Origin of the sequence: Pseudomonas zhanjiangensis (assembly GCF_041027545.1) — a bacterium.
Classification (GTDB): Bacteria; Pseudomonadota; Gammaproteobacteria; order Pseudomonadales; family Pseudomonadaceae; genus Aquipseudomonas; species Aquipseudomonas zhanjiangensis.
In genome coordinates, this window is sequence record NZ_JBFTEG010000003.1 from 401,003 (window position 1) to 417,589 (window position 16,587).

Consider the following 16,587-nt stretch of genomic DNA (forward strand, 5'->3'; position numbering starts at 1 on the left):
ATCCCTGAAACCGAGCCGACAACTAATCGGCCAGGGATTCGCGCGTGGTCTCGCCGTCCACCAGGCGGGCGATGCCCAGCGGGTTGGCGTTCTGCAAGGCGGCCGGCAGCAGCGCGTCCGGGCAGTTCTGGTAGCAGACCGGGCGCAGGAAGCGATCGATCGCCAGGCTGCCGACCGAGGTGCCGCGGGCGTCCGAGGTGGCCGGGTAGGGGCCGCCGTGGACCATGGCGTCACTGACCTCGACCCCGGTGGGGTAGCCGTTGAGCAGCAGGCGCCCGGCCTTCTGTTCGAGCAGCGGCAGCAGCTCGGCGCAGCTCGCCAAGTCCGCCGGCTCGGCGATCAGGGTGGCGCTCAGTTGCCCGTGCAGGCCGTGCAGGGCCTGGGTCAGCTCGGCCTGGTCGGCCACCTCGACCACCACCGTGGTCGGGCCGAAGACTTCCTCCTGCAGCAGCGCATCGCCCTCCAGCAGCAGCCGGGCGTCGGCCTGGAACAGCTGCGGCTGCGCCTGGTTGCCCTGCTGCGGGCTGCCGGCCAGGTGGCGGATGCCCGGGTGCTGGTGCAGGGCGTCCAGGCCCCGGCGGTAGCTGGCCAGGGTGCCGGCGTTGAGCATGGTCTGGGGCGGCTGCTCGGCCATGTGGGCGGCGAAGCGTTGCAGGAAGGTGTCGAACTCGGCCGAGCGCTGGCCGATCACCAGGCCGGGGTTGGTGCAGAACTGGCCGCAGCCGAGCACCACCGAGGCGGCCAGCTCGGCGGCGATCCGTTCGCCGCGCTGCTTCAGGGCTGCGGGTAGCAGCAGCACCGGGTTGATCGAACTCATCTCGGCGAACACCGGGATCGGCTGCGGGCGCGCCGCCGCCAGATCGCACAGCGCCCGGCCGCCCTTGAGCGAGCCGGTGAAGCCTACCGCCTGGATCGCCGGGTGGCGGACCAGGTCGGCGCCGACCCCGGCGCCATAGATCATGTTGAATACCCCGGCCGGCATACCGGTCTTCTCAGCCGCCTGGATGATCGCCTGGGCGACCCGCTCGGCCGTGGCCATATGCCCGCTGTGCGCCTTGAACACCACCGGGCAGCCGGCGGCCAAGGCCGAGGCTGTGTCGCCGCCGGCGGTGGAGAAGGCCAGGGGAAAGTTGCTGGCGCCGAACACCGCCACCGGCCCCAGGCCGATGCGCCACTGACGCAGGTCCGGGCGTGGCAGCGGCTGGCGCTGCGGCTGCGCGCGGTCGATGCGCGCGCCGTGGAAGTCGCCGCGGCGCAGCACCCGGGCGAACAGGCGCAGCTGGTTGCTGGTGCGGCTGCGCTCACCCTGGATGCGCGCGGCGGGCAGGGCGGTCTCGCGGCACACCAGTTCGACGAAGTCGTCGCCCAGGGCGTCGAGTTCGGCGGCGATGGCGTCGAGGAATTCGCCGCGGCGCTCGGCCGAGAGTTGCCGGTAGCGCGGGTAGGCGGCAGCCGCGGCGCGGGCGGCGGCATCCACCTCGGCCTCGGTGGCCTGGTGGAAGCGGTAGGGCAGCGCCTCGCCGTTCGCTGCGTCGAGGCTCTGCAGGATGACCTCACCGGCGGCGCTGCGGCCGCCTGCGATGAAGTTGTGGCCGATGGTAGCGGGCATTGTTAGCTCCTGTTGGGGGCCTATGAACAGGTACGCAAAGGTCCTGGCTGTTCAGTCGAGCTCGGCAAACTGCCGATCGACCTGGCTATGGCAGGCCAGCTCGGCCGGATGCGCTGGAAGCACCCGGCCGAGGTACCGCGATCAGGCGAGGTTCTGTTCGGCCGACCAGTTGGCGTACCACTGGCGGAACAGCTTGTACTGGGTCTCGGCGTAGTGACGTTGGGCGTCGCTGAGCGCATCGGTTGCGTTGAAGTGCAGGGCGTATTCCTGGTCGCCGCCCAGCACCATCAGGTGCTTGTAGTAGAGAACCAGGTCGGTGCCTTCGTCGAAAGACGACAGCACGTTGAGCGCCTCGGACAGCTCCAGAGCGCGGCGGCGGGCAATGGCGTCGCCCTTGGCGGCCTGCTTGCTCAGTTCGACCAGCTGCAGCACTTCGCGCGGCAAGGCGTTGCCGATACCGGTGATGGCGCCGGTCGCGCCGCAATTGACGAAGCCATGCATGACCTGGGTATCGACGCCGGCCATGAGAATCACTTCGTCATCCTGAGAGGTGATGTGCTCGGCGGCATAGCGCATGTCGGCGGCGCCCCCGAACTCCTTGAAGCCGATCAGATTGGGGTACTGGCGCCGCAGTTTGAAAAACAGTTCGGCGCGGGTGGCATAGCCGTAGTACGGGCTGTTGTAGATCACCGCCGGCAGCTGCGGCGCCGCTTCGAGAATGGCGGAGAAGTGCGCTTGCTGGGCGGCTGGCGAAGCGCCACGGGACAACACGCGCGGGATGACCATCAGGCCATGGGCGCCGACTTTGGCGGCGTGGGCGGCGTGCGACACGGCTTCGCGACTGTTCACCGCACCGGTGCCGACGATGGTCGGGATGCCGGCAGCCACCAGGCGCGCCACCCCTTCCTGGCGTTCGGCCTCGGTGAGCAACGGCCAGTCGCCCATGGAGCCGCAGTAGACCACCGCGCTCATGCCGGCTTCGATCAGTTCGCGGCCCTTGCGCACCAGGGCGTCGAAGTCCGGCTTGCGCTCGGCGGTGCAGGGGGTCATCAGGGCGGGGATGGTGCCGGTGAAGATGTTGCTGTTCATGCTGTTGCCTCCTGGGCAGATCAAGGTATTTCGTATACGAAAACAATTGGCCGTTATCAGCCCTTCTTGCCATTGGTTGGGCCTGGGCCCGGTTCATCGCGCCGGCGAGGCGGCGGTTTGCAAAGCTTCAAAGAACAGGTTTTACCGCTTCGGCTCGACCGGCCAGGTATCCGAGAGGCGGTAACCGGTCGGCCAGGGGTCGTCGGGGTCGAGCAGGTGCTGGTGGGTGCCGGTGATCCAGGCCCGCCCGGACAGGCAGGGGATGATCGCCGGGCGCCCGGCCAGCTCGGTGAGGCTGTCGATATGGCAGTGGAACTCTGAGCCGATGATCGAGCGGCCGACGAAGCGCTCGCCCACCGCCAGCTGGCCCTTGGCGTGCAGCACCGCCATGCGCGCCGAGCAGCCGGTGCCGGTGGGCGAGCGGTCGACCTTGCCCGGGCGGATCACCACCGCATTGGCGGCGCTCAGCACGCCGTCGATGCGCACGACCGGCGCGGCCAGCTGGCAGAAGGAGATATGCGCCCAGTCCGGGTTCGACGGGTGGACGAAACCCAGCTGCTCGTTGGCCGCGCGGGTAATCTGCACGCCGAGGCGCGCCAGGTCGGCGGCTTCGTCCGGGCGAATAGCGAAACCCAGGGCGCGGGCGTCGGCGATCACGAAGCTGTCGCCGCCGTAGGCGGTGTCCACCTGCAGCGAACCCAGGCCCTCGACCTCGATCCAGGCGTCGAGCTGGTCGGCGAAGGACGCCAGGTTCTTCACCTCGACCCGCTCGACCTTGCCGCCGCGGCACTGGGCGAGCACCTCGATCAGCCCGCCCGGGGCCTCCAGCACCAGCCGGGTTTCCGGCTCGGTCATCGGCAGGATGCCGCTCTCCAGCAGCACCGTGGCCACGCACAGCGAGTTGGAGCCGGACATCGGCGGGGTGTCGGCCGGCTCCATGATGATCCAGGCCATCTGCGCCCGCGGATCCTTGGCCGGCACCAGCAGGTTGACGTGGCGGAACACCCCGCCGCGTGGCTCGTTCAGCATGAAGTTGCGCAGCTGCTGGTCCTCGGCGATCCAGCGCGACTGCGCCCAGATCGTGTCGCCCGGTGGCGGAGCGACGCCGCCGACGATGACGTCGCCGACCTCGCCCTCGGCGTGGCAGCTGATCACATGAATGACTTTGGATGAGCGCATGGTCTGCTCCTAGAGCACGGACTTGAGGAAGTCGGCGGTTTCCCCGCGCTGCGGGTTGCCGAGCACCTGTTCGGGGGTGCCGATCTCGTGCACCAGGCCGTGGCGGAAGAAGGCCACGCGGTCGGACACCTCGCGGGCGAAGCTGATCTCGTGGGTGACCAGGACCATGGTCATGCCTTCCTCGGCGAGCAGGCGCATGGTGTCGAGCACCTCGCCGACCAGCTGCGGGTCCAGCGCCGAGGTGGCCTCGTCGAACAGCATGTAGTCCGGCGACATGGCCAGCGCCCGGGCGATCGCCATGCGCTGCTGCTGGCCGCCGGAGAGCTTGCCGGGAAACACCTTGAGCTTGTCGCCCAGGCCGACGTGGGTGAGCTGCTTGACCGCCATGGCCTCGGCCTGCTCGCGGCTCTGGCCGAGCACCTTGCGCGGCGCCAGCATGACGTTCTCCAGCACGGTCAGGTGGGGGAAGGCGTTCCACTGCTGGAACACGATGCCGATCTTCTGCCGCAGCTTGTTGAGGTCGGTGGCCTTGGCATGCACCTCGGTGCCGTCGACGCGGATGCAGCCCCGCTGGATCGGCTCGAGGCCGTTGATGCACATCAGCAGGGTCGACTTGCCCGAGCCCGAGCCGCCGATCACCGAGACCACTTCGCCCTTGTCGACGTTGAGGCTGACACCCTTGATCACCTCCAGCTCGCCGAAGGACTTGTGTACGTTGTCGATCTCAATCATTTTCCTGCCACCTCTTTTCCAGTTGGTTGCCCAGGCGTGCCACGACCAGGCTGATCAGGTAGTAGATGAGCCCGGCGATGCACAGCACCAGCAGTGGCTCCTGAATGCGCGTGACGATGGTCTGCGAGGCGCGCAGCAGCTCGACGATGCCGATCCACATGACCAGTGCGGTGTCCTTCATCACCCCCAGGCACAGGTTGAGCCAGCCCGGGAAGGCGACCCGGGTGGCCATCGGCAGGGCGATGTGGCGCAGCTCCTGCCAGTAGCTCATGCCCAGCGAGCGGCCGGCCCGGCGCACGCTGGCCGGCACGGCGAGCAGGCCGCCGCGGACGATCTCGGTGCAGTAGGCACCGGCGTAGACGCCGAGCACGCCGCAGGCGACGGCGAAGGCGCTCCAGTCGAGGCCGGCGATGCTCTTGAGCGAGTTGAACAGGACGAACTGGATCAGCAGCGGCACGCTGCGAAACACATCCAGCAGCCAGGCCAGCGGCAGCGTCGCATTGGCAAAGCTGGCGCGCAGCAGGCCGCAGAGCAGGCCGCCGAGGCTGCCCAGGAGCATGGCGCCGAGGGTCAGCAGGATGGTGGTCCAGGCGCCCTGCAGGAGAAACAGCAGGTCGGTGGAAGTCAGGCTGGTAGCGAACATGGCCATGGCTCTCTCAGTAGCGGAACAGGCGCCAGCCGAGCAGGCGGGCGGCCAGGACGATGGCTTTGGCGATCAGGTAGTAGAGGACCGCCGCCAGGGCGAAGTACTCGAAGGTGCGGAAGGTCTTCACGTTGTAGTCCTGGGTGACGCCGGTGAGGTCGTTGTTGAGGCCGACGATCACCCCCAGCGAGGTCATCAGCACCGCCCAGACCATCTGGTTGGTCAGCGGGTGGAAGACGATGCGCAGCAGCTGCGGTATCACGATCAGGCGGTAAGCCTTGAACGCGCTCATGCCCAGCGAACGGGCCGCACGCATCTGCGTCTCCGGCACGGCCTTGAGCCCTCCGCGGAAGTTCTCCGCCAGGTAGCCGGCGTTGTTGAAGGTGATCCCGGCCAGCAGCGCGGCCCAGGAGCTGACATGCAGGCCGAAGGAGCCGAGGCCGAAGTACAGCAGGTAGATCTGGAACAGCGACGGGGTGTTGCGCGCGATCGACACCCAGGCGTCGCCGAAGCCACGGACCAGCGGGTTGCTCATGCGCCGCATCAGGGTCAGTAGCAGGGCGATCAGCACGCCGAAGATCATCGACAGGGCGGCGGTCTCGAAGGTGATCCAGGCGCCGCCGAGCATGTCGGGCAGGGCCTTGAAGGCCGAGCGCCAGTGAAAGCTGTAGTCGAACATGGTTCAGCGTGCTCCTTGGCGAATGGGCGGGGTCAGCCAGGCGGGCAGCACGGCGTCGACCCGGCCGTTGCAGGCGGCGTCGACGCAGGCGGCCAGGCCGGCGAAATGCACCCGGCGGCCGACCAGGCCCGGTGCGTAGTGGGCGTACTTGCCCGAGTTGGTCATCAGGGGCTTGGCGCTTGGCGGCACCAGCGGCTCGCCGACCATGCACCAGCAGGTGTCGGTGACGAATTGCGCGCCGAAGGCCTCCAGCACCGCCACATGCCCGGCCGCGGTGGCCTGCTGGTGCGCGTGACGGCCGCAGGTGATCACCAGCGCCACCTGCGGGTGCTTGCGCCGGCCCGCGCAGAGGCGCGCCAGTGCGGCGCATTCGCTCAGCGAGAAGTGCGGGTTGCCCAGCGCCACCAGGTCCAGCTCCGGGCTTGCGGCGCTGTTCAGCTCGCGCCAGCTGGCGAGCAGATCCTCCGCGCCCAGGCGCACGACCCGTTGCGGCGGCTCGTCGCCCAGGGCCTGTTCGACGCTCGCCGCCTCCGGGGTCACCCCGAGGATATGGAACATGGGCGCCGCCGAGGTGGTGGCGAAGGCGGCGCCGAAGGCCTTGAGGTCGTCGCGGCTCGGCGCGGCCCGTTCCAGGCCGCAGACCAGCGGGATCTGCCGCCCGGCCAGGGCGCCGATGTGGTAGCCGAGCAGCGGGTAGAAGGCGTCGTCGATGGCTTCCGGCAGCCGTACCTCGACCCGCAGGCCGGCCTGCCGGCCGGCGTCCAGGTGGCAGCCGCTGAGGGGCGCACGGCCGGTCAGGGCGATGCAGATGTCGAGGAAGTCGGGGTACTTCTGGGTGCGCGCGCCCAGCACGCTGTTGGCGAACACCACCGCGTTGGACTCGGCCCAGACCACCTGCTCGCCGGCCGCCGGGGCGCTGTCCAGCAGGTAGGGGGCGCAGGTGAAGCTGAGCTGCGCGCCCATGGCCATGTAGGCATCGCCCAGGGCGCTGGCCGGCTCGCCGAACGCCGGGTCGACGCCCAGGGCGCGCCAGCGGCGCTGGTCCACGGAGATGGCGTTGAGGGTGGTCGGCACCCGCACCGCCGCGCCCCAGTCGACCAGTTGGCGGGCGAAGCGCAGGCTGGCCGGACCGGTGTAGATGCAGCCGTCGATGTGCGCCTGGCCGATGTCGATCAGCTCGCCGGCGCCTTGCAGTTCGGCCATGCGCACGACGATCTGCATGGCCACCTGGGCGGCCTTGCCATGGGTGCCGGCGAGCAGGGCGCGATCGTGTTCGCTCAGCTTCACCGGGCCGTGCCCTGCCTGCGCATCGGCCTCGGCTGGAGCCGGCTGCCAGCCGTCGTCCGGGGCCACGGCATAGGCCGCCACCTGCCCGCCCTCGACCCGCACAAAGCGCTGGTCGTGCAGGTTGGCGAAGGCCTGCTCGCCGATGCACAGCACCGGCAGGCCGCGTTTGAACAGGGCCTGGGCGACCAGCGCGCCCAGGCTGAGGATTTCGTCGGGCTGCGCCAGCACCAGGGCGGCGGGCGCATGGCCGTTGAGGATCAGTTCCAGCAGCACGCTGCTGCCGGTGCAGGAGCCGCGGCCGCTGGGCAGCGCCAGCACGCGCCCGGCGATGACCTGGCCGCTCAGCGGGTGATGGCGATCGATCACCTCGCCGCTGAAGGGGTCGACCCCGCCCCAGAAACTCAGGCCGACATCGGCATAGAGCAATTCGCCTTGCGCATCGCCCGCCACCAGAGGGCGTGCTGGCGTGGAAAAATCAGGCATCGGTAGCTCCCGTGCGACCCGGCGGGCCGCACGTCGATAGTTGGATGGGGTTTATCTGAGCTAGCGCGCCGCCTAGTAGTAGACGCCGGGCACGGCCAGGTTGGCCGGGGCGACCTGTTCGCCGACCCACTTGTTCCACAGTTCCTGGTAGCGGCCGGTGCGCACCTGCTGGTTGACGAACAGGTTCATGTAGTTGAGCAGGCCGTACTCGCTGCGCTTGGCCGCCAGCGACACGTAGTCGATGGTGTAGGGCGCATCGCCGGCGATCTTCAGGCCCTTGTACTTGCCGGACTTGAGGGTCGAGGCGGCCACCGTGTTGGTCACCACGGTGGCGTCGATATGGCCCTGGGCCACGGCCAGGAGGGTGTCGTTGAGGCTCTGGTAGGCGCGGAAGCTGCCGCCGCCCCAGCCCTTGACGTCCTTCTCCAGGGCGATGGCCTCGTAGGTGCCGCTGGTGTTGCCGACCGGGCGGCCCTTGAGGTCCTGGTAGCTGTCGATGCCGGCGTCCTCGCGGGTCAGCACCACCATCTGGAAGGCGAAGTAGGGCACGGTCATGCCCACGGTCTTGGCCCGCTCCAGGGTGTCGGAGGTGGAGGCGACTATGACGTCGGCGCGGCCGGAGATCAGCGCGGGGATGCGATCGGGGAAGGGCGTTTCCACCACCTCCGGGGTGACGCCGAGGATCTTCGCCAGGTCGCTGCAATAGTCGACGTCGAAGCCGGCCGGGTTGTTGGCCTCGTCGCGAAAGCCCATGGGCGGGAAGTCCAGGGTCACGGCGCAGCGCAGCTTGCCCGACTCGATGATGTCGTCGAGCTTGTCGGCCTGGGCCAGGTTGATCAAGGAGGTGCTCAGGACAGCGCTGAGGGCTACGGCGAGTGTTGACGTTTTCATAGGGGCCTCTGGGTCTGGTGGGTCGAGCGTTAGTGGGTGGTGCGTCTTTCGTATCGTGGATTTCGTATACGATATTAAATATGCACTGGCTGTGCCAAAACCCGCGGGTGGCCCAGATTCAACCTGCTGGATGTCGCTCATGCGGCTGCAGGCCCCGCGTTCAAGGCGCTGCGTGGACTCAGCAGACGGCAGCCGGATGCTGGCGCTGCGCGGGACGGGGGCGCCAACCGGGAGCGGGGTGTCACCCAAGGAAGCAGTGCGGGGTGGGGCGCCGCGTAACGCTGCTCAATGGGTAACAGCCGTTTGCCGTGATTGGTTTATGCAGGGCGCGCGGGGCACGCTTGGGTGTGCGCACTAGGCCATTAGGTACTTGGTGCGTGACGCACCCTATCGGCCGGTGGCCGCGACGAACGTGAACAGGCTCTTAGCAGGCGCCCCACCCGGTAGGAGCGGGCCATGCCCGCGAAGCGATCTCAAAGACACCAACCACCTCAGCGCCTTATCAAATCCAGACGGCATTCCAAAACGGTAATCACCCACCCGTCTGAGCAAGCCTGCCCGCAGCGGATTGGCATCGATGTAACGGGCGACGGCTTGCAGCTCTTCCTCTGCGCGCAGGGCATGATCGTGAAAGGCTTTCGACCAGAGAGGGCCTGTTCGATTCAGGTCCCGGTTGGCGTGGCGGGAACTGGCGGACTTGAGTCGGCCAATCACCTTGCCGAGGCTGTCCTGGTCGCCGAGCTGCAACAGCCAGTGGACGTGTTCAGGCATCAGCACCCAGGCCAGCATGCGACTCGGCCCGAGCAAGCTGGCGTCATCGAAACAGCGCGCGGCGCAACAGGCAGCTGGGAAGTGGGCGAACAATGGCTCGCGGTTTTTGCTGGTGGTGGTGACCAGATAAGCCGTATTACCCAGGGACACCCGGCCTTTGCGTAAGGCGCGGTGCCCCGGTTGGCTTTGGCTGTAGTGCTCATCCATAAGCCTTCTCCTTGCGAGTTTCGCGGGCATGGAACTAGGCGTCGCCCCGCTCCTACAAAGTGGATTGCCGGGCAGCGGTGGGCAATCGCCTAGACGCAATTCGGGGGATCGCGACGCTGGCTGTCGCGGTACTGGCTGGGGGACAGGCCGGTGAGTGCCTTGAACTGGCGGCTGAAGGCGCTGTGGTCGGTGTAGCCGCAGTCCAGGGCGATCTCGGTGATCGGCCGCTCGCCGGCCAGCAAGCCGGTGGCGGCGCCGAGGCGCGCCTGGTGGATCATCTGCCGCGGGGTGAGCTGGAAGATGCGCTTGCACAGGCGCTCGAGCTGGGCCACCGAGAGCCCGGCGATGGCGGCCAGGTCCTTGACCGCGATGGGCTGGGCGTAGTGCTGGCGAATGTGCGCGTCCACCGCCGCCAGTTTCTGGTAGGCCGGGTGGCTGGCCAGCGGCGCCTGCAGGTCGTAGGAGATGCCGGCCATGCCGATGACTGCGCCCTGGCGATCGCGCAGTGCCAGTTTGTGGGTCAGGCACCAGCCGGGCTCGCGGCCGGGGTAGAGGTGCAGTTCCAGCTGGTCGCTGAGCGGCTGGCCGCCTTCCAGCACGCGGCGGTCCTGCTCGGTGTAGCGCGGGCCGAAGCGCGAGGGGAACACCTGTTCGGCGGTCTTGCCCAGCAGCGCCTGGCGCTCCTTGAGCGCGCAGCGCTGGACCAGGGTCTGGTTGACCAGCACGTAGCGCGCCTGGCGGTCCTTGATGAAGAACACCACGCCGGGCATGGCGTCGAGCAGCGGTGTGATCAGTTGCAGGCTGCCGAGCAGCTCGTTCAGGTCGCCGGGGGCTGGCAGCAGTTGCTCGGGGCGGGGGAGCAGCATCGGGGTTGCGATCCTAGGAGCCTGAGTGGGGCGGCCGCCTGGGCGACTGCGGCACTACTCTATGACGCGCTGGCGGTTTCAGGGAAGCGTGGCGTCCATCGCGGCAGGTTCGGCCAAGACGTAGGGTGGGTTAGGCGCCTGTTCAAGGTGCTGGCGTTACACCGATCTTCGCGGCGCCGTAACCCACCATCGGTGCAACACAGGGCTACCGTCTGGTGGGTTACGCGGCGCAGCCCGACCCGACCTAGGCGACCCCATCCACCCTACAGGGATCCGAGCTATCACCATTGTCGCGACACTAGTCCGCTTCGTTTGCCTCGGCCAGTTGCACCAGGCTGTCGATGCGCGCCGGCGACAGCGGCGTGCGCGGTGCCGGCGCCGGCCAGCCGAACAGGAACTCGGCGGCGCCGCCGCACACCCGGCCCTGGCAGGCGCCCATGCCGCAGCGGCTGTGCAGCTTGGCGTCGACCCAGTCGCTGCGCCCGGCGATCTCGCCGTAGCTCACGTCCTCGCAGCGGCACACCAGGGTGTCGGCGGCGGCCAGCTGCCTGAGCCGCGGGGCGAGGGCGAAGCGCCGTGCGAGCTGATCGGCGAAGGCCTGCCAGCGGCGCCGCTGCGGCCACAGGGCGCGGACCTGGTCCTGCTCGCCGACCGCCGCGTGGCCGGCGATGGCGCCTTCGACCAGGGCCAGTTCGCTGCCGCCGAAGCCGGTGCACTCGCCGGCGGCGTAGTGGCCGTCGCGGCTGCAGGCCTGCCAGTCATCGACGGCGATGGCTTGGTCGGCGATCCGGCAGCCCAGGGCCTGGCCCAGCTGGGTATTGGGGATCAGGCCGAAGCCGCAGGCCAGGCGTTCGCAGGGGATCTCGCGGATCTTGCCACCTTGGCTCAGGCGCACGCCCTCCAGGCGCTCGCTGCCGAGGGCGGCGAGCACATGGCTGTCGGCGCGGTATTGGTGATCGAACAGTTGCGCGGCCTGCAGCAGCTTGCCGGGCCAGCGCGGCAGCTGCAGGGCGAAGCTGGTCAGGGCGGCCAGGGGCGCCTGCTCGGCGATGCATTGCAGGCGCGCACCGGCCTTTTTCGCGCTGGCCGCGCTGGCCAGCAGCAGTGGGCCACTGCCGGCGACAACCAGGCGCTCGCCGGCCACCGGTACGCCGCCCTTGATCAGCGCCTGCAGGCCGCCGGCGCCGGTCACCCCAGTCAGGGTCCAGCCGGGGAAGGGCAGCAGCAGCTCGCGGGCGCCGGTGCAGAGGATCAGCTTGGCGTAGCGCGCACGCCAAGCGCCGGCCTCGTCCTCGAGCAGCAACTGGCGCGGGCCGGCGACGGCCACCACTCGGGTGGAGTGAAACAGCTGCACGTTGGTCGCCGCCGCCAGCGCCTGCCGGTAGCGCCGCGCGCCTGCCGGCAGCTGCGCCTGCACGCCGTCGCGCCAGATCTGCCCGCCGGGCGCCGGGTTGTCGTCGATCAGGGCGATGCGCGCACCGCTGGGCGCCGCGGCCAGGGCGGCGGCCATGCCGGCCGGGCCGGCGCCGATGATCAGCAGGTCGAAGTCGCGGGTCATGCTCGGGTCTCCACGCGCATGCCGGGGCGGCACAGGGTCTGGCAGGCCAGGCGGCGCTGGCCGTCGATGCTGACCCGGCACTCCTGGCACACGCCCATGCCACACAGTGGCGCGCGGCGCTGGCCGCCGACCGAGGTGCGGCTGTTGCCGTCGCCGCCGAGACAGAGGGCGGCCGCCACCGTGTAGCCGTCGGCTACTTGCAGTGCTTGGCCATTCAGGCTGAGTTCGATCATCGCTGATGCTCCGCGAATGCTGGCACGTGGAGGAAACGTTCGGGCCGGTAGGGCGCCGGGTCGATGGCCGCGCGCTCGCCGAACAGCTGGGCGGCCAGCAGCTGGGCGCTGCCCGGCGCGGTGGTGACGCCCAGGCCCTCGTGGCCGAGCGCCAGCCACAGGCCGGCTTGCTGCGGGTGCTGACCGAGCAGCGGCAGGCCGTCCGGGGTGGCGGCGCGAAAACCGGTCCAGCTGCGGATGGCGTTCATCCCGGCCAGTCCCGGTAGATAGTCGAGGGCGCGGCGCAGCATGCGCGCCAACACCGGGCCTTCCACTGCCGCATCGAGGCTGTCGAACTGTCGTGACGAGCCGAGCAAAATCTGCCCGGTGGGCCGCGGCTGGGCATTGAAGGCCACCGAGGTGCCGCTGCTGGCATGGGCGCTACTGGCATATCCGAGCTCGACTAGCTGGTGGTGGATGCGTCCGGGGTAGCGGTCGGTGATCAGCAGGTGGCCCTTCTTCGCCCGGATCGGCAGCTGCGGGCACAGCTCGCTGGCGTGGATGCCGGCCGCCAGTACCACGGCCTCGGCCGTCAGCCACTGGCCGCCGGCCAGGCGCACGCGCTTGCCGTCGATCTCGCTGATCTGGGCGCATTGCTGGCGGATACGCCCGCCGCCCTGTTGCAGCAGCCAGCGCGCGGCGTTGGGCGCATAGAGGATGGCGTCGCCGGCGACCTTCAGCGCGCCGGCCAGGTCCTGGCGCAGCATCGGCTCGGCCTCGCGCAGGGCCTCGGCGGTCAGCAGCTGGCAGGCGATGCCGGCTTCGCGCAGGGCCTGGCCCTTGTGTTCGGCGGCGTCCAGCTCCTCGCGGTTCGCCGCCAGCCACAGAGTGCCGCAGCCATGGTAGGCGCAGTCCGCCGGTAGCCTCGGCGCCCACTGGCGCCACAGCTCGATGGAGTAGCGGCTCAGGGCCAGCTCCGCCGGGTTGTCGTCCATCGCCACCAGGTGGCCCATGCCCGCGGCCGTGGCGCCGCCGCGCTGGCTGTCCAGCACCAGCACGTCCAGGCCGCGGCGGGCGAGTTCCTCGGCGCAGGCGCTGCCGACGATGCCGGCGCCGATGACGATGACTTCGGCGTTCATCCGCGGATGCCCCAGGCGAAGGGGTCGTCGTCCTCCAGCAGCAGGGTCGCCTCGGCGCTCATGTGGGCGCGGCCGCGGATGGTCGGGACGATGCGGCCGTCCTCCTGCCACTGGTAGCTGGCCTCGAACCGGCTGCCGATCACGCTGGCCTGGCGCCACAGCGCGCCGGGGGCCAACTTGTCGTCGGCGGCCAGGCAGGCCAGCTTGGCGCTGGTGCCGGTGCCGCAGGGCGAGCGGTCGTAGGCCTTGCCCGGGCAGAGCACGAAGTTGCGGCTGTCGGCTTCGGGGTCGTCGGCGAACAACTCGATATGGTCGATCAGCCCGCCATCCTCGCCGCGCAGACCCTGATCCTCCAGCGCCTGCTGCACGGCCACCGCGTAGGTGGTCAGCGCCTCGAGGTTGTCGCCGGCGACGCGCTGGCCGTGCTCGGCGATCAGGAAGAACCAGTTGCCGCCCCAGGCGATATCGCCGGTGACGCCGCCGTAGCCCGGCACCTGCAGGGTCACCGCCTGGCGGTAGCGGTAGGCCGGGACGTTGCGCACGCTGACCGAGCGGTCCGGGTGCAGGGTTGCCTCGACGGTGCCAACCGGGGTCTCGATGCGGTGCACGCCGGGCTGGATGCGCCCCAGGTGGGCCAGGGAGGCGACCAGGCCGATGGTGCCGTGGCCGCACATGCCCAAGTATCCTGTGTTGTTGAAGAAAATCACCCCGGCGCTGGCTTCGGGATCGGCCGGCTGGCACAGCAGCGCGCCGACCAGCACGTCGCTGCCGCGCGGCTCCAGCACCGCGGCGGCGCGCCAGTCGTCGAAGCGTTCGGCCAGCAGCTGGCGGCGTTCGAGCATGCTGCCGCTGCCCAGCTCGGGAAAGCCGTCGAGCACCAGGCGGGTCGGCTCGCCGCCGGTGTGGGAATCGATGACGCGGATGCGTTTCATGGCTGTCACCTGCACTGAAAGAGTCAGAGCAAGGGTGGCGCTTCAGGGCGCTGGCGGCTTGAGGAAATTGGCGGGCTGTGATGACGAAATCAGCACAGCGTCAGGCGTGTACGCCGCGCGCTGGTCGGAGCCGGCAGGTGAACCCGCGCTTCACCGTCCCCAAGTGGGCTAAGGTCGTTGTGAGGGCTTCTTTCAGCGCGGGAGAGCAGTGATGCAGCGATCGAACAGGGCCGAACAGCGAAGCCCCGTTGCTGCCCGGCCGCGGCAAACCGCCGGCCGGTTGCTGGTCAGGTGAGTCCATGAGTCGCCCCGACGAGTCGCCGGTCGGGCCGTCCAGTCCCTCCCCCGAGCCTGGCGCCAGCCACCCGGGCAAGGACACGGCCAGCGGCGCCGCGGCGGTCGAGCGCGCGGCCAGTGCCCGCAGCGACTTCGCCGTGGTCGCCGAGCTGTTGCCCTACCTGCGGCCCTATGTCGGGCGCATCGCCCTGGCGCTGCTGCTGATCGTCGCCGCCAAGCTGGTCAACCTTTATGTTCCAGTCGCGCTCAAGCAGATAGTCGACGGTTTGAATGTCGAGCCCGGCCTGTTGCTGCTGCCGGTCGGCCTGCTGCTGGCCTATGGCGCGGCGCGCATCGGCGTGACCCTATTCAACGAACTGCGCCAGGTGGTGTTCGCCCGGGTGATGGCGCGCACTTCGCGCCAGGTCACCCTGAAGGTGTTCGATCACCTGCTCGGCCTCAGCCTGAAGTTTCACCTGGACCGTCGCACCGGCGGCGTGGCCCGCGATGTGGAGCGCGGCGGCAGCGCGATCGCCGAGCTGCTCGACTGGACGCTCTACAGCATAGTGCCGACCCTGCTCGAGGTGATGCTGGTGACGGTGGTGCTGGTCTGGGCCTATGACTGGGGCTTCGCCCTGATCACCCTGGGCACGCTGCTGGCCTACAGCCTGTGGACCCTGGCGGTGACCGAGTGGCGCACGCGGTTCTACCGCGCCGCGGTGGAGGCCGATACCCGCGCCAACGAGCGGGCGGTGGACTCGCTGCTCAACTACGAGACGGTCAAGTACTTCAACAACGAGGCCCATGAGCGCGGGCGCTACGACCAGAGCCTGCGTCACCTGGAGAACGCCAAGGTCAGGGCGACCCAGTCGCTGGCGCTGCTCAATCTCGGCCAGTCCGTGGTCATCGCCAGTGGCGTCACGGCCATGATGTGGCGGGCCGCTGCGGGGGTGGTGGCCGGCGAACTGAGCATCGGCGACCTGGTGCTGGTCAACGCCTACCTGCTGCAGCTGTCGGCCCCGCTGTTCGTGCTGGGCATGATGTACCGCCAGGTGAAGCAGGCGCTGACCAATATGGAGCGGCTGTTCGGCCTGCTCGACCAGCGCCAGGATGTGCAGGACGCGCCGACCGCCCGGCCGCTGCTGGCCAGCCGCCCGCGCCTGAGCTTCGAGGGGGTGCACTTCGGCTACGACCCGCGCCGCGAGATCCTGCATGGCGTGAGTTTCGAGGTACCGCCCGGCGGTACGGTGGCGGTCGTCGGCCATTCGGGCTCGGGCAAGTCGACCCTGGCGCGCCTGCTGTACCGCTTCTACGAAGTCGATGGCGGGCATATCCGCATCGACGGCCAGGACCTGCGCGAACTGACCCAGAGCTCGCTGCGCGCGGCCATCGCCATCGTTCCGCAGGACACCGTGCTGTTCAATGACAGCATCTACTACAACATCGCCTATGGCCGTCCCGAGGCCAGTCGCGCCGAGGTCGAGGCCGCCGCCCGCGCCGCGCAACTCCACGGGTTTATCGAGCGCCTGCCGGACGGCTACCAGACCCAGGTCGGAGAACGCGGCCTCAAGCTGTCCGGCGGCGAGAAACAGCGCGTGGCGATCGCCCGTGCGCTGCTGAAGAACCCGGCCATCCTGATCTTCGACGAGGCTACCTCGGCGCTGGATTCCAAGTCGGAAAAGGCCATTCAGGCCGCGCTCGAGCGCATTCAGGTCGGCCGCACCACGCTGGTGGTCGCTCATCGCCTGTCCACGGTGATGAATGCCGACCGGATCCTGGTGCTGGATGCCGGGCGCATCATCGAAAGCGGCAGCCACCGCGAGTTGCTGGCTGCCGGCGGCAGCTATGCGCAGATGTGGGCACTACAGCAGCAAGCACCGCCTGCCGAGCAAGCGCCGCGCCCCGAGCTGCCCGGCTAGCTCGGCAGCACGCGCCGAACGCGGTGGCGGGCGCGGCGCAACACGGCGGCAACCGCCTTGCCGGCGCGTGCGTCGAGGAAGCTGAAGATCTGGTGCTCTGCCAGCTCGTGCGGGG

15 protein-coding genes are annotated in these 16,587 nt (G+C 69.3%); 1 reads left to right on the top strand and 14 read right to left on the bottom strand.

Annotated elements, in window-relative coordinates:
• Window positions 1-22: 22 nt before the first annotated feature.
• The 14 genes from AB5S05_RS06740 to AB5S05_RS06805 all read right to left on the bottom strand — a co-directional run bounded on the left by AB5S05_RS06740 (window position 23) and on the right by AB5S05_RS06805 (window position 14,277).
• On the bottom strand, window positions 23-1,609 hold the full coding sequence (locus tag AB5S05_RS06740) for an aldehyde dehydrogenase (NADP(+)) (RefSeq protein WP_369286720.1): 1,587 nt from the start codon (window positions 1,607-1,609) through the stop codon (window positions 23-25).
• Window positions 1,610-1,750: 141 nt separating this feature from the next.
• Entirely contained in the window at window positions 1,751-2,698 is a 948-nt protein-coding gene (locus tag AB5S05_RS06745; protein ID WP_369286721.1) for a dihydrodipicolinate synthase family protein, read from the bottom strand.
• A gap of 141 nt (window positions 2,699-2,839) precedes the next feature.
• Window positions 2,840-3,877 carry a trans-3-hydroxy-L-proline dehydratase gene (locus AB5S05_RS06750; protein ID WP_369286722.1) on the bottom strand — a complete coding sequence of 346 codons (1,038 nt, stop codon included), beginning with the start codon at window positions 3,875-3,877 and terminating at the stop codon, window positions 2,840-2,842.
• A gap of 9 nt (window positions 3,878-3,886) precedes the next feature.
• Window positions 3,887-4,609: an amino acid ABC transporter ATP-binding protein gene (locus AB5S05_RS06755; RefSeq protein ID WP_369286723.1), complete on the bottom strand. Its 723-nt coding sequence runs from the start codon at window positions 4,607-4,609 to the stop codon at window positions 3,887-3,889.
• Entirely contained in the window at window positions 4,602-5,252 is a 651-nt protein-coding gene (locus AB5S05_RS06760; RefSeq protein ID WP_369286724.1) for an amino acid ABC transporter permease, read from the bottom strand. The genes AB5S05_RS06755 and AB5S05_RS06760 overlap by 8 nt, the downstream gene beginning before the upstream one ends.
• Window positions 5,253-5,265: 13 nt before the next feature.
• Window positions 5,266-5,931 (bottom strand): amino acid ABC transporter permease, encoded by a 666-nt coding sequence (locus AB5S05_RS06765; protein WP_369286725.1) that lies wholly within the window; start codon window positions 5,929-5,931, stop codon window positions 5,266-5,268.
• 3 nt (window positions 5,932-5,934) lie between these two features.
• Window positions 5,935-7,701 carry a cis-3-hydroxy-L-proline dehydratase gene (lhpI, locus tag AB5S05_RS06770; RefSeq protein ID WP_369286726.1) on the bottom strand — a complete coding sequence of 589 codons (1,767 nt, stop codon included), beginning with the start codon at window positions 7,699-7,701 and terminating at the stop codon, window positions 5,935-5,937.
• A gap of 72 nt (window positions 7,702-7,773) precedes the next feature.
• A complete protein-coding gene (locus AB5S05_RS06775; protein WP_369286727.1) occupies window positions 7,774-8,592 on the bottom strand; it encodes an ABC transporter substrate-binding protein in 819 nt (272 codons plus the stop codon).
• A gap of 387 nt (window positions 8,593-8,979) precedes the next feature.
• Complete coding sequence (locus tag AB5S05_RS06780; RefSeq protein ID WP_369286729.1) at window positions 8,980-9,570, bottom strand: REP-associated tyrosine transposase; 591 nt, start codon at window positions 9,568-9,570, stop codon at window positions 8,980-8,982.
• An 89-nt stretch (window positions 9,571-9,659) separates the two neighbouring features.
• On the bottom strand, window positions 9,660-10,436 hold the full coding sequence (locus AB5S05_RS06785) for an AraC family transcriptional regulator (protein ID WP_369286730.1): 777 nt from the start codon (window positions 10,434-10,436) through the stop codon (window positions 9,660-9,662).
• A gap of 298 nt (window positions 10,437-10,734) precedes the next feature.
• On the bottom strand, window positions 10,735-11,994 hold the full coding sequence (locus tag AB5S05_RS06790; protein ID WP_369286731.1) for an FAD-dependent oxidoreductase: 1,260 nt from the start codon (window positions 11,992-11,994) through the stop codon (window positions 10,735-10,737).
• Window positions 11,991-12,227: a (2Fe-2S)-binding protein gene (locus AB5S05_RS06795; RefSeq protein ID WP_369286732.1), complete on the bottom strand. Its 237-nt coding sequence runs from the start codon at window positions 12,225-12,227 to the stop codon at window positions 11,991-11,993. Before AB5S05_RS06795 ends, AB5S05_RS06790 begins: the two co-directional genes overlap by 4 nt.
• Window positions 12,224-13,345 carry an NAD(P)/FAD-dependent oxidoreductase gene (locus AB5S05_RS06800; protein WP_369286733.1) on the bottom strand — a complete coding sequence of 374 codons (1,122 nt, stop codon included), beginning with the start codon at window positions 13,343-13,345 and terminating at the stop codon, window positions 12,224-12,226. The genes AB5S05_RS06795 and AB5S05_RS06800 overlap by 4 nt, the downstream gene beginning before the upstream one ends.
• Window positions 13,342-14,277, bottom strand: a complete 936-nt coding sequence (locus AB5S05_RS06805) for a 4-hydroxyproline epimerase (RefSeq protein ID WP_369286734.1) — start codon at window positions 14,275-14,277, stop codon at window positions 13,342-13,344. Before AB5S05_RS06805 ends, AB5S05_RS06800 begins: the two co-directional genes overlap by 4 nt.
• 299 nt (window positions 14,278-14,576) lie before the next feature.
• Between AB5S05_RS06805 and AB5S05_RS06810 the strand changes: the two genes are divergently transcribed.
• Complete coding sequence (locus AB5S05_RS06810; RefSeq protein WP_369286735.1) at window positions 14,577-16,472, top strand: ABCB family ABC transporter ATP-binding protein/permease; 1,896 nt, start codon at window positions 14,577-14,579, stop codon at window positions 16,470-16,472.
• Window positions 16,473-16,587: the final 115 nt, after the last annotated feature.

Coding starts and splice junctions, on each gene's coding strand:
- AB5S05_RS06780 (WP_369286729.1), bottom strand. CDS start 9,570: ATGGATGAGCACTACAGCCAAAGCCAACCGGGGCACCGCGCCTTACGC.
- AB5S05_RS06795 (WP_369286732.1), bottom strand. CDS start 12,227: ATGATCGAACTCAGCCTGAATGGCCAAGCACTGCAAGTAGCCGACGGC.
- AB5S05_RS06775 (WP_369286727.1), bottom strand. CDS start 8,592: ATGAAAACGTCAACACTCGCCGTAGCCCTCAGCGCTGTCCTGAGCACC.
- AB5S05_RS06805 (WP_369286734.1), bottom strand. CDS start 14,277: ATGAAACGCATCCGCGTCATCGATTCCCACACCGGCGGCGAGCCGACC.
- AB5S05_RS06760 (WP_369286724.1), bottom strand. CDS start 5,252: ATGTTCGCTACCAGCCTGACTTCCACCGACCTGCTGTTTCTCCTGCAG.
- AB5S05_RS06790 (WP_369286731.1), bottom strand. CDS start 11,994: ATGACCCGCGACTTCGACCTGCTGATCATCGGCGCCGGCCCGGCCGGC.
- lhpI (WP_369286726.1), bottom strand. CDS start 7,701: ATGCCTGATTTTTCCACGCCAGCACGCCCTCTGGTGGCGGGCGATGCG.
- AB5S05_RS06800 (WP_369286733.1), bottom strand. CDS start 13,345: ATGAACGCCGAAGTCATCGTCATCGGCGCCGGCATCGTCGGCAGCGCC.
- AB5S05_RS06745 (WP_369286721.1), bottom strand. CDS start 2,698: ATGAACAGCAACATCTTCACCGGCACCATCCCCGCCCTGATGACCCCC.
- AB5S05_RS06765 (WP_369286725.1), bottom strand. CDS start 5,931: ATGTTCGACTACAGCTTTCACTGGCGCTCGGCCTTCAAGGCCCTGCCC.
- AB5S05_RS06755 (WP_369286723.1), bottom strand. CDS start 4,609: ATGATTGAGATCGACAACGTACACAAGTCCTTCGGCGAGCTGGAGGTG.
- AB5S05_RS06810 (WP_369286735.1), top strand. CDS start 14,577: ATGAGTCGCCCCGACGAGTCGCCGGTCGGGCCGTCCAGTCCCTCCCCC.
- AB5S05_RS06740 (WP_369286720.1), bottom strand. CDS start 1,609: ATGCCCGCTACCATCGGCCACAACTTCATCGCAGGCGGCCGCAGCGCC.
- AB5S05_RS06750 (WP_369286722.1), bottom strand. CDS start 3,877: ATGCGCTCATCCAAAGTCATTCATGTGATCAGCTGCCACGCCGAGGGC.
- AB5S05_RS06785 (WP_369286730.1), bottom strand. CDS start 10,436: ATGCTGCTCCCCCGCCCCGAGCAACTGCTGCCAGCCCCCGGCGACCTG.